This window comes from Spirosoma knui (assembly GCF_054780635.1).
In genome coordinates, this window is record NZ_BAAGVY010000007.1 from 106,978 (window position 1) to 118,791 (window position 11,814).

Consider the following 11,814-nt stretch of genomic DNA (forward strand, 5'->3'; position numbering starts at 1 on the left):
TTTCACAAACCAGCTACAGTAAATCAGGTGGGTTGGACAGTTAATGTTTGCGGATACGTTTTACCCGAACGGTCTGCGATCGGTTATCTTCAATAACCACAAAAAACGTACCGCCCGGCAAATCAGCGACATCCATCACCGCTGAATACGTCTGACCTTCCCGTTGTAAGAGCGCCGTTCGTACTGATAAGCCCCGCAGATCAGTTAACCGCACCGACGGAATAGCCCCAGTAGTTAGTGAACCGACCGGAACAGAAACCGTTAGTTGGCGAGTCGTTGGGTTCGGGTAAACCGTTAACAGATCATCGTTCGCCGTAGGCTCATTGGCCAGAATCGCGACGTACACATCAGCCGAAACCGCTTCGCCACAGCCGTTGACATTGCCCCGAACGGAATACCGCCCCGTTTTCACCGCCGTGTAGTTCGCCCCCGTAGCGCCCGCGATCGGAACACCATCGAGCAGCCACTGCGCATTACTAATTACGTTCGATGAAAGCAGCGGTCCATTGGCCGTTACAATCGGAACCTGAGCCGTCCGGACCGTAACAGGTATGACCGACGAGGTAGCGGGCAGACAGTCATTGGCTACCTGAACCGTATAATCGCCGGCCCGGCTAGCGAGCAGCAAACTGTTGGTGGCTCCGCTGATGGGTCGGCCGTTCAGCAGCCATTGATATGTAAGCCCTGGTTCCGTATTGGCCTGTAACGCGACGCTGGCACCCTGGCAAATGCTGGTTGAGCCATTCGCCGTAACGGTCGCCGTAATCGCCGAACCCATTGCGATCGGAACCGCAACCCGCTGAACACTGGGGCAGTCGAGCGATCTGACGTTCAGGTTATAGAAATAGTACCAGGCATTTTTCAACGTATCAACCGCGCCACCGTTTGCAAACAACGCTCCTTTTAGGGTCAGGATGGGCGTACCATTCTGGGCGGTTACCTGATACGGAAAGCCAGTTACGGCGGAGTTGCTGCGGAAAATGGACGCCCCGGCGGTGTAGTCAATGGTAATCTTGTAGTCGCCAGCCTGAGGAATACGCAGATTGAGCGGGTACTCCATTCCCGGATCGTCCGGATCGTCGACTAGCTGGCCACTGCCGTTCGTTGCGGTCAGGCTTTGGTTTCGCGTTGGGGATACGTCGAGCGTTACGCTCGAAATCGGTGTGTCGTCTAACTTCCGAACGGTGAATGTTAACTTACCCGCATTGCCAATGTACAGCCGAGCGGTTTCAATCAATAAGGGCACCCGTGTTGTAATCAGAGGAGCCGGACCAAAATTACCGGCATACGACCCACCCCCAAACACGCGCTTATCGACCGGGCCGACAGTTGCGGCAAAATCGTTAAGCACAGCGTAGAACTGCCCACTCGCGGGTACGGCTTTCAAAACGGTTCGATTGCCAACGGCTAATAAGTTGCCACCGGTCGGGGCATCATACCACACGGCCGTTCCGGCTCCGGCGTTACGTAGTGATATGGCCGTGTCGCTGCCGCAGCTAAGGGCGGTAAACAGACCATTTGCAGATGCACCGCCCACGGTTCGGGTTTCGGTCAACGTATTATTCGTTACGTTCTGATCGGTGTTGGTGCCTGTTGTAATGATGAATCGATACGTCTGGCCACCCGCCATGGCTACGGTTTTGGGCGCTTTGAACGTCACGATGGCTTCGCGGAAAGCTTCGAGCGTTGCTACGCTGCCGGTGAGGGTGGTAAGCTCGTTATTATTGGCGTCTAGTACGTTAATGCGTACGGGTACGTTAAGCTGATTGGTGTTGCCGTAGTTTCGTACGCGTACGGCAACGGCCAGTTCCGAACTAGTTTGACTGCAAAAGTTTGATTCGGGTGAAACCAGGGCTGTTACACCTACGTCGTTCGTCGTTTGCACGACAGTGAGCAAATAATCTTGTGTTTCGCCGTTGAGGTAGTTGCCGCACGATACTACGTTCGATGGGTTGTCTGTCTCGGTAGCCACCAGGCGCATCCGCAGAATCTGCCCGGTTTGAAGGCCTTCCGGCACCGAGATAGTCGCTGAAAATTGCCCTGAATTTGGCAAGACATCCGATGTCGCCACGGTTTCGCCAGCATCGTCGAAGCTGCCATTATGGTTCCAGTCCACAACCGCCTTGACGACCACATTTTTTACGGCCCCGCACGTACCCAGCGATACGATCAGCGGAATTCGCTGGCCGCTTTGTATAGGCGTTGCGGTCTGCGAAAAATCAGAATACGTGCTGCACCCGTTTGAGCCGGATTGATCGAGACTGCCAAATTGAACGCGGGTTATCTTGCTATCGGCATCCGACGTAGCTGCCGAGGCACAATATGCTTTGCCGCCGATTCCGCTGATCAGCAGGGCGTAATCCTGTTTTTCGCCGGTAAGTGTTCCCTTGTGCGTTACCGTCAGGGTATACGATTTACCCGGAACGGGGTTACTGATGAGCACCTGCTCTACGTTGTCGCGGAGGTTATCACCCCGCGTAGCGGGATTAGCGGGGTTATCGGGGTCGAGTATCCAGGGCTGAATTGTCTGGCTGCCATCGGCAACCCGAACGTCCAGGTCATTGACCAGTTTAGGCGTTCGGTCATTCAGCGTAGCGGCCGAGGGGAGGGTAGCGGTTCCGGCGGGGTCAGTCCAGGAAATGGTTACGACCAACGGGCCACGACCCGAGGCTATGACCGGAATGGAATACGTATCACGCTGGTTCAGGGTTCGTTCGTCAATGAGGTAGTTCTGGTCGGCGTTGATGATAGCTCGCCCGGCTCGTTCGTCGTTGAGTAGCCCCCAGCCGTTCTGATAATCGGGTCCGGGCGCGTTTCCGGCTTCATCGGCGGTGTGGATCGCCAGACCCTTCAACGTCGATGCCCGTAGGAAACGGCCGTTGTTCCGTTGGGCAAACAGCTCCTGCAACAGCAGTAGTGATCCCGCTACATTGGGGGCTGCCATCGACGTGCCACTCAGTGAGGCATAGGCGCTATCGGTTTCTGAACTAGACGACAACACGCTGACGCCGACACCAACAAGATCCGGCTTAATCCGTCCGTCGTCGGTGGGTCCCCAACTACTAAAACTGCTGATCGCTACGTCCTGAGCCTGGTTGTAGCCGTAGCTGAGGTTACTGACGGCTCCAACCGACAAAATATTTTTTGCGGTTCCGTAGGTGCTGACCTGGTCGTAACCGTTCTGATTGTTGCGAGGTGCCCGGCTGATGGCGTTGCTGGTACCTAGGAAGTAAGGCTGACCAGGACCGGGGCCATTCGAGCCGTGGTTGTTGCCCGCCGATTTGACAATGAGGTAATAGGGTGCGTTCTGAGCGATCTGATCCCAGGTGCGGGTTTGATCGGTATAAACACCAAACTTGTAGTCTTCGGTTTTGCTGACGGTCGTGTCGCCCCACCATTCCCATTGGGTTGTTGTGGATCGGGAGTCGTTAAAAATCCAGCCCGCGTTCGAGCCGTACGAATGGTTCGAGATCAGCAGGTCCGGCGCGGCCGTGCTCATCTCATTACTATCGTTATTGAACGAATAGGCCCGCAGGTTGGTCGCGTACGCCATACCACGTACCTGCTGATTTACCCCGGCCCCCATTAAAATACCGGCTACATGGGTTGAATGCGAACTAAGCGCATTCGCGTTATCGACTTGGACAACCCGGCTGCCCGCAACCCCATTCCGAAACTCAACGTGAGTATCGCGTACCCTGCCGCCATCCCAGACCGCCAGTTTGTCCCGTAACGTCTGACCCGATAACGACACGCCAAGGCTGCCACCTGCATAAAGCGCTGACGTGCGCGTACTCTGTCCGGCCAGGGTTGTGTTGTCGGTGGCGTCGTACAGGAGTTCGCCCCGACTGCTGATGCCACGTAATACAACGACTCGTCCGTTCAGGTGACGCTGCTCGATGGGGCGGTTCAGCCGGATCGCTTCGGTTAGCGCTTTTTGATAATTGGCGGCCTGCTGCTGGCTGATGGACGTTTGCAGATTGACCTGCTGAGCCCGCTGCCGGGCGCTGTATTGGGGTAACGGTTGAGCTGTTGAGGACGTAGCCAGCGTTAGCAGCACGAGGCTGATCACTGGATACGCTCCCCGGAGCCGGAGCCATATAGGTTTTGTCATAAACGCGAGAAACGCCGGTCAAGGCTGAATAACGAATGTACACAGTACGTACGAAAGATAGGCGTCCAGCGTTGCCTAACTGTCTGTTTTTACGGACGATTCAGGTAAATTTAATGAATCGCGTTTAAACCTTACCGGGTTGCGCAAATCATACAGGCGTCGACTTTACTTTTCTTATGGATACGTTCCTAAAGCAGGCGAACGATGTACGACGACTGCAACAGTTATTCAGCCGGGCCGGGTTTGGCGCGACTCCCGCCGAGCTGGAAGACGCCCTGCATCGTCCGTTCCGGAAAGTAGTACGCCAGTTCGTAACCACCACTGAGCCGCTAGAACCGCTTCGGGTTGTTGACCCGGAGGAGCACGTAACGAAGCGGGCGTTGAAGGGGATGCTGCAAACGGGGCAGCTTGACAAAGAGATGCTGAAGGAGCAAATTCGGATGAACGCTGAGAAGGTTCGTGATCTGAACCTGCAATGGCTCGATCGAATGGCTTCCGGTAAAGAGGCATTCCGCGAAAAAATGGCCATGTTCTGGCATGGACACTTCGCCTGCCGGACAGTAGGACGTAACCCCCTGTTCATGCAGCAATACGCGAACACAATTCGCCAGCATGCCCTGGGCCGGTTCGGCGATCTGCTGATGGCGGTATCGAAAGAGCCCGCCATGCTCCAGTTTCTCAACAATCAGCAGAACCGGAAGAATGCGCCGAACGAGAATTTTGCGCGTGAAGTGATGGAGCTGTTCACGTTAGGCCATTCGTCGTCCGACCCTAGCCACTACACGGAGCGTGATATTAAAGAAGCTGCCAGGGCGTTTACGGGCTGGCAATTTACGCCCGAAGGGCAGTTCCTGTTTAGGCAGCAGGTTCACGACGAAGGCCAGAAAACGATCTTTGGTAAAACAGGCTCCTTTGTTGGCGAGGATGTAATCGCGATGCTTCTCGAAAACAGGCAGACGGCTCGCTTTGTGGTCAGTAAGCTGTATCGCGCGTTTGTCAATGAAACCGAAGAGGCAAATCGGGTTAACGAGCTGGCAGACCAGTTTTACAAAAGCGGGTATGACATTGCCGGGCTGATGGAGACTATATTCCTGGCCGACTGGTTCTATTATCCAAAAAATAGGGGAGCCCACATCAAATCTCCGGTCGAGTTGCTGGCGGGTCTACGGCACCTGCTCACCATTCAGTTTGAACAGCCGCAAGCCCAGCTTTTTGTACAGCGAACGCTGGGCCAGGTTCTCTTCTATCCGCCAAACGTAGCGGGCTGGCCGGGCGGAAAAAACTGGATCGACTCATCGAGTCTGCTGTTTCGCATGCAGTTGCCCAGTTACGTCCTGAAAGCCGTCGACGTTAACGTCCGGCCTAAAGAGGATGGCGACGTGAATACGCAGGTGCTGGCACGCAAAGGGGGACGGCAGTTTCAGGCTACAGTAGATTGGGCCGGTTTTGAAAAGGTGTTCGTCAAAACAGCGGATGCCGACTTAGCCGATGCCATCGCGATTACGTTACTGCCCTTACCGTTAACGGCCGGGCAACGAACACTGGTTGATCAGCAGATTAAACCTGCCCAAACCCGGCGAGAGCGCATCCAGGCCGTAACGCTTGCCCTACTAAGCCTACCCGAATACCAACTGACTTAAAGAGTGAATGAGCGAGTAAACGCTCAAAAACACTCATTCACTCTTTCGCTCATTCACCCTTTCACTCTTTAACCATGTTCCGACGCGATTTTATAAAGCAATCGGCCCTTACGACGGCGGGAACCATGCTAATTCCGCATTTCCTGAAAGCGTATGAGGCTTCGGCGATGGGGCAACCGTTGGCACCATCCGGCAAAATATTGGTTATCGTCCAGTTGTCAGGTGGTAATGATGGACTGAACACGGTTGTGCCCTATCGTAATGACATCTATTACCGCGAACGGCCAACTATAGCTATAAAATCCGATGCCGTTCTTGCTCTGAACGATGAGATTGGTCTGCACCCGGCCATGGAGCCGCTCAAAGCGCTGTACGATGATGGCTTGCTGACGGTGATCAATAACGTTGGCTATCCCAATCCCGACCGGTCGCACTTTCGGTCGATGGATATCTGGCAAACGGCCAGCGATTCAGCTACGTATCTACGTACCGGATGGGTCGGGCGTTACCTTGATGCGGCCTGTGCGGGTAAAGCTCAGCAGCCCTTTCGTACGATTGAGGTCGATGATACGTTAAGTCTGGCCCTGAAGGGCGATGAGTTGAATGGCCTTGCCCTGCTGGACCCGAAGAAGCTGTATAACCAGACACGTAACGGCCTGGTATCGGGTATCAGCCAGGCGCATCACGATGAACCAGAAACGGTAGGTTACTTGTATAAAACCCTGGCCGAAACGGTTTCGTCGGCCCAGTACGTGTACGACAAAGCTAAAGTTCATACGACCACCGCTACGTACCCGAATCATGAGTTGGGAAACCGGCTAAAGACCGTGTCGCAGCTGATTCAGTCGGGAGTGGCTACGAGCGTGTATTACGTGTCGATCAGCGGGTTTGATACGCACATCAACCAACCCGGTCAGCAGGAACGATTGCTGCGTCAGTACGCTGAGGCCGTTGGGGCTTTCATGGCGGATCTGAAGACCGCCGGTCGGCAGAATGAGGTGCTATTGATGACATTTTCGGAATTTGGCCGACGCGTGAAACAGAATGCCAGCAACGGAACGGACCACGGAACGGCCAATAACGTGTTCCTGATTGGAGGAGGCTTGCCTGCGCAGCGGGTGTTGAACGAAGCGCCGAGCCTGACGAACTTAACCGACGGCGATTTGACGTACTCCGTAGACTTCCGGCAGATTTACGCTACGTTGCTGCGCACGTACCTCGGCGCCGACGATGTCGCTATTCTGGGCCGAAAGTTCGATCTACTCAAGATTGTCTAGTGCTAAAGTAGTGAATACTTACCCCTACCTGATAGACAATGGCTGGTTAGGTCATTTCTAGAATAAAATTTAAGAGTTCCACACGTAAACTGTGCTTTAAACTGCGTTATTTCGCAGAAAGTCAATTCGTATTTCACTGAATGGTAGGTATTATTATGGGTAGCCTCTCCGACCGTAAGGTCATGCAGGAGGCCGCCGACATCCTGACCTCGTTGGGTGTTTTGTGGGAAATGGATATCGTGTCGGCGCACCGGACGCCCGAAAACATGGTCGACTACGCAAAGACCGCCCGCGACCGTGGATTAAAGGTTATCATCGCTGGGGCGGGTGGAGCCGCTCATTTGCCGGGTATGGTGGCCTCACTCACTACGCTGCCCGTTATCGGCGTACCGGTTAAGTCAAGTAATTCGATTGATGGCTGGGATTCGGTGCTGTCGATCCTGCAAATGCCCGCTGGTGTTCCGGTGGCGACTATGGCGCTCGACGGGGCACGTAATGCCGGGATTCTGGCTGCCCAGATCGTTGGTACGTTCGACCAGACTGTGGCCCAAAACTTGCTACGCTACAAAGAGGATTTGAAAGAAAAAGTGGCTGATATGAATCGGCAATTAACTACGCCTTAACCCTACACATACCCATGGACGCCGATAATCACGCATCTAACCCGCGACCAACTGAGAATACCAGTTTGCCGGCAATTACGCTTACTGTTCTGGTGGGAATCATAGCCGCGCTGCTTTACGTCGGTTACGACTACATTACGGATGATACCAACGGCTCCGACGAGTTAACGAATGTAGCCCTGGATACAACCTCGCAGCAGCCGCTGGCGCAGAATGACCCGCAGATGCTGATGGCTCCCGAAGAGGTGGATACGTCGTCGCAGCCCGCTCCTGTCGATCTCTCTCAGGCTGAACCACCCGCCGATGCCCCCGTTGCCGAAGCCCAGGCCGAAGAAGTAGCCGATGCTAACCGCGAAACCACGGCCGGTAAGCCTTCGCTCAACGAAAAACCAGCCGAGGTAAAGCCTAAGGTTGAGAAAAAGGAAGAAAAGCCGAAAGAGGAAAAGCCGAAGGAAGAGAAACCTAAAGTCGAAAAGGCTAAAGAAGAGAAACCAAAGGCAGAGAAGCCGAAAGAGGAAGTGGCAATTGAAAAGCCAAAAATCAATCCCGGCGGAGTTAACAGTACGTATACTGTTGGGGCTGGGGAAACGCTTTATGGCGTCGCTAGTCGGTATAATATGAAAATCAGCACTTTAAAAGAGCTAAATCCCGGCGTGTCTGAGTCTGACGTAAAGGCCGGTGTGACCAAGCTTAATGTGAAAGCAATGGCCGTACATACCGTTGGGCCGGGCGACGTACTGCGGGTGGTTGCTCAGAAGTATGGCGTGAGTAAAGAAGCGATTATGCGCGCCAACCATAAGTCGAAAGATATCGCCACGCGGGGCGAAAAATTGATTATCCCTTTTCCGGATAAGCAGTAGAAGGGTGGAATTGAATAAGTCTGGAACAGGGGCAAATGCATCTTGCTTTTGCCCCTGTTCCAGACTTATTTCTTTTCATACACCAGCCCAACGGTAAACCGCAGGTCGTTGTTCTTTCGGCCGGGCACAACCAGACTTTCATAGGCGTTCGCCAGCGTGGATCGCAGGCTGGTTGCGGAGGTTAGCTTCACCTGAAGGCTTAGGCTCGCATTCCAGCGAATGTTATACTGCCCAATGGCTGGCTGGTAAAAAGCTGTGTGGGTTACGGTAAATCGATCGCCACCAAACGAGTACTCCCCGAACAGCCTTGTTGAGTTCCGAAAGATGTTGATGTCGCTTAGTTCCATGAAGTCAGTGAACTCCTGCAATAGGACGTTCGTGATTGACAGATAGGCGCGTTTCTGATTTACGACTTTATAGCCTAATCCTCCGGCTACCGTCCAGCGTCGGTTGATCTGGCGGAGGTTACTTCGCTCAAATGAGCCGAAGGCCAGATAATAAAGGCGTTTTTCGTGCCGATACGTAGTCCGGAAATCTCCGAACCATTCCCGCTCCGCCAACAGGTTGTTTTGTCGGCCATACACAAACGACGGGCTCGACGATAATTTGAAATAATTACTCAGTTGATAATCCACCGAGCCGGTTAGTTGCAGGAGCGTTCGGTTAACGTTCCCGCTGGTAATTGTACCGTCGGCGCCGAAGCGGTAGCGAAGCGTTGGCGGTACAGGAGGGGCTGGCTTCGTCACCACTGAATCCTTCTTGATCTTAGTGGTTGAGTCAGTAACGGCTTTGGCGCGGGTCGTGTCGGGTGTTGATGGGCGTAATGGATCCGGCTGCTCAACAATCTGGGCGAAGGCGCTGTAACCGAGCAAAAAAACACAAAAACAGAAGACGAGGAAGACACAAACTTTTTTCACAAGATACTACACTGGAGAAGCCGCAACTTAGAAAAAACTCTAGATTTGATGGATGGCCGGCCGGCGCATCTTATCCAATAGCCCAATTTTAGACTCTATAAATCATGACTCGCTGGGGAATCTTAGGACCAGGGCGCATCGCTCATAAATTTGTTCAGGATCTGTTAACGCTACCCGATGCGCAACTGTATGCGGTGGCTTCGTCTGATCAGCAGCGGGCCGATGCGTTCGCTCAGCAATATTCGATTCCTCATGCGTTTGGGAGCTACGACGGTCTGCTGACGCTTCCGGAACTGGATGTTGTGTACGTGGCCACCCCGCACGTTAAACACCACGAGAATACGCTGATGCTGCTCAATGGAGGGGTAGCGGTGCTGGGCGAGAAGCCCTTTGCCATGAACAGCGCCCAGGTTCAGGAAATGGTTCAGACCGCCCGCTCAAAGTCAATATTCCTGATGGAAGCGCTCTGGAGTCGCTTTATACCGGTTCTGCAAAAGGCGAAGCAACTCGTCGACGATGGCGCAATTGGCCGCGTCACGGGTGTGCGGGCTGATTTTGGGTTTGCTGCGCCATTTGCGCCCGATGGTCGGTTATTTGACAAGGCGCTTGGGGGCGGAGCCTTACTCGATATTGGTATCTATCCCCTGTTCTGGTCCTATTTTATGCTGGGTATGCCGGAATCGATCAAGGCTTCGGCCATCTTTGGCGAAACGGGTGTCGATGAGCAGTGCGGGATGGTGCTGACGTACCCGAATGGTGAGTTGGCCATGCTGGATAGTACGTTACGGGCCCGAACTCCCTGCGAAGCTTTCGTGTACGGAACCGAAGGACTGATACGTGTAGGGTCGCGCTGGCACGAAAGTCAGCAGTTAATGCTCGACCGAAACGGGCACGAACCTGAAGTGATTTCGGTGGAGCGAACTACGTTTGGGTATGACTACGAAGCCCAGCACGTAATGCAATGCCTGGCCAAAGGACGTACCGAAAGTTCGCTCTGGTCGCTCGACGATAGTGTCAACCTGATGCAGTTGCTGGATGCGGTTCGTGCCGAAACGGGAATTGTTTATTAGGAGAGGAGGGGAGGAGCAGGAAGAAAGGGAGTAAGAAAAAAGAGCCAAACTTAACCTGACTCCCTTTCTTCCCGCTCCTCCCTTTACTCCTTCGCTTCCCATTCCTCCCTTTCTTCCCTACCTTTGCGGCATGACTGATCGTTACGCCCAGCGCGGAGTCTCCGCTAGTAAAGAAGACGTTCACAACGCCATTGCGCAGCTTGACAAAGGCTTGTTCCCTAAAGCGTTTTGCAAGATTGTTCCGGATACGCTGGCGGGCGACCCGGCTTTTTGTACCATTATGCACGCCGACGGAGCAGGTACCAAATCGTCGCTGGCGTATCTGTACTGGCGCGAAACCGGTGATCTGAGCGTTTGGCGGGGCATTGCGCAGGACGCGGTGGTTATGAATACCGACGATCTGATTTGCGTAGGTGCTACGGGGCCTATGCTGCTCTCGTCGACAATTGGACGTAACAAAAACCTGATTCCCGGTGAGGTTATTGCCGAAATTATCAACGGGACGGAAGAGGTTCTGCAAATGTTGCGTGAGCATGGCATCGAGATCTACAGCACCGGGGGCGAAACGGCCGATGTGGGTGATCTGGTCAGAACCGTAATCGTTGATAGCACCGTTATCGCCCGTATGCGACGCGATCAGGTTATCAGCAACGATCGGATCCAGGCGGGGGATGTGATCGTCGGTCTGGCTTCATTTGGTCAGGCGACTTATGAAACGCAATACAATGGCGGCATGGGCAGTAATGGCCTGACCTCCGCTCGCCATGATGTGCTGGCCCACTATTTAGCCGACAAATATCCGGAGAGTTTTGACCCGGCCGTTGACCAATCGCTGATCTACAGTGGTTCCAAGCAGTTGACCGACGTATCAGAAGCGGGTCCGACCATTGGCCAGCTGATTTTGTCGCCTACCCGGACGTATGCCCCCGTGGCCCGCGTGCTACTCGATGAACTTCGACCCCATATCCACGGAATGGTACACTGCTCAGGCGGGGCGCAGACGAAGGTTTTGCACTTTATCGACAACCTCCACGTCGTTAAAGACAATCTGTTTCCTGTACCACCTTTGTTCCAGTTGATTCAGCAGGAAAGTGGCACCAGCTGGCAGGAAATGTACAAAGTATTCAACATGGGTCATCGGCTGGAAGTCTATCTTGCCGAAGAATATGCTCAGCAGGTTGTCGATATCGCTCGATCGTTCGGCATTGATGCACAGGTTGTTGGTCGCGTTGAAGCCTATCAGGGTAAGCGAGTAACCATAGAAAGTGAATTAGGTACTTTTACTTATTAATCTATTGCCAATCAAAATACAT

General features: G+C 53.7%; 8 protein-coding genes. 6 read left to right on the forward strand and 2 right to left on the reverse strand.

The window, feature by feature from the left end; translation table 11 throughout:
- Positions 1-40: 40 nt before the first annotated feature.
- A complete protein-coding gene (locus tag ACYVIY_RS15800; RefSeq protein WP_460977337.1) occupies positions 41-4,114 on the reverse strand; it encodes a S8 family serine peptidase in 4,074 nt (1,357 codons plus the stop codon).
- Between the two features lie 176 nt (positions 4,115-4,290).
- Here ACYVIY_RS15800 and ACYVIY_RS15805 point away from each other — a divergent pair, with 176 nt between their 5' ends.
- The 4 genes from ACYVIY_RS15805 (at position 4,291) to ACYVIY_RS15820 (ending at position 8,514) form a co-directional block, all read left to right on the forward strand.
- Positions 4,291-5,754, forward strand: a complete 1,464-nt coding sequence (locus tag ACYVIY_RS15805; RefSeq protein ID WP_460977338.1) for a DUF1800 domain-containing protein — start codon at positions 4,291-4,293, stop codon at positions 5,752-5,754.
- 74 nt (positions 5,755-5,828) lie between these two features.
- Complete coding sequence (locus tag ACYVIY_RS15810; RefSeq protein WP_460977339.1) at positions 5,829-7,031, forward strand: DUF1501 domain-containing protein; 1,203 nt, start codon at positions 5,829-5,831, stop codon at positions 7,029-7,031.
- 140 nt (positions 7,032-7,171) lie between these two features.
- On the forward strand, positions 7,172-7,654 hold the full coding sequence (gene purE, locus ACYVIY_RS15815) for a 5-(carboxyamino)imidazole ribonucleotide mutase (protein ID WP_460977340.1): 483 nt from the start codon (positions 7,172-7,174) through the stop codon (positions 7,652-7,654).
- Between the two features lie 14 nt (positions 7,655-7,668).
- Positions 7,669-8,514, forward strand: a complete 846-nt coding sequence (locus tag ACYVIY_RS15820) for a LysM peptidoglycan-binding domain-containing protein (protein ID WP_460977341.1) — start codon at positions 7,669-7,671, stop codon at positions 8,512-8,514.
- A 65-nt stretch (positions 8,515-8,579) separates the two neighbouring features.
- Here the strand turns inward: ACYVIY_RS15820 and ACYVIY_RS15825 are convergent, their stop codons facing one another.
- Complete coding sequence (locus ACYVIY_RS15825; protein WP_460977342.1) at positions 8,580-9,386, reverse strand: DUF481 domain-containing protein; 807 nt, start codon at positions 9,384-9,386, stop codon at positions 8,580-8,582.
- 149 nt (positions 9,387-9,535) lie between these two features.
- Between ACYVIY_RS15825 and ACYVIY_RS15830 the strand changes: the two genes are divergently transcribed.
- The gene (locus tag ACYVIY_RS15830) at positions 9,536-10,501 is read left to right on the forward strand and encodes a Gfo/Idh/MocA family protein (protein ID WP_460977343.1); all 966 of its coding nucleotides are present in this window, start codon (positions 9,536-9,538) and stop codon (positions 10,499-10,501) included.
- A gap of 130 nt (positions 10,502-10,631) precedes the next feature.
- The gene (locus ACYVIY_RS15835) at positions 10,632-11,792 is read left to right on the forward strand and encodes an AIR synthase related protein (protein ID WP_460977344.1); all 1,161 of its coding nucleotides are present in this window, start codon (positions 10,632-10,634) and stop codon (positions 11,790-11,792) included.
- Positions 11,793-11,814: the final 22 nt, after the last annotated feature.

Bases quoted from the DNA above. Each gene is read 5' to 3' on its own strand.
- ACYVIY_RS15810 (WP_460977339.1), top strand. From the start codon at position 5,829: ATGTTCCGACGCGATTTTATAAAGCAATCGGCCCTTACGACGGCGGGA.
- purE (WP_460977340.1), top strand. From the start codon at position 7,172: ATGGTAGGTATTATTATGGGTAGCCTCTCCGACCGTAAGGTCATGCAG.
- ACYVIY_RS15835 (WP_460977344.1), top strand. From the start codon at position 10,632: ATGACTGATCGTTACGCCCAGCGCGGAGTCTCCGCTAGTAAAGAAGAC.
- ACYVIY_RS15820 (WP_460977341.1), top strand. From the start codon at position 7,669: ATGGACGCCGATAATCACGCATCTAACCCGCGACCAACTGAGAATACC.
- ACYVIY_RS15830 (WP_460977343.1), top strand. From the start codon at position 9,536: ATGACTCGCTGGGGAATCTTAGGACCAGGGCGCATCGCTCATAAATTT.
- ACYVIY_RS15805 (WP_460977338.1), top strand. From the start codon at position 4,291: ATGGATACGTTCCTAAAGCAGGCGAACGATGTACGACGACTGCAACAG.
- ACYVIY_RS15800 (WP_460977337.1), bottom strand. From the start codon at position 4,114: ATGACAAAACCTATATGGCTCCGGCTCCGGGGAGCGTATCCAGTGATC.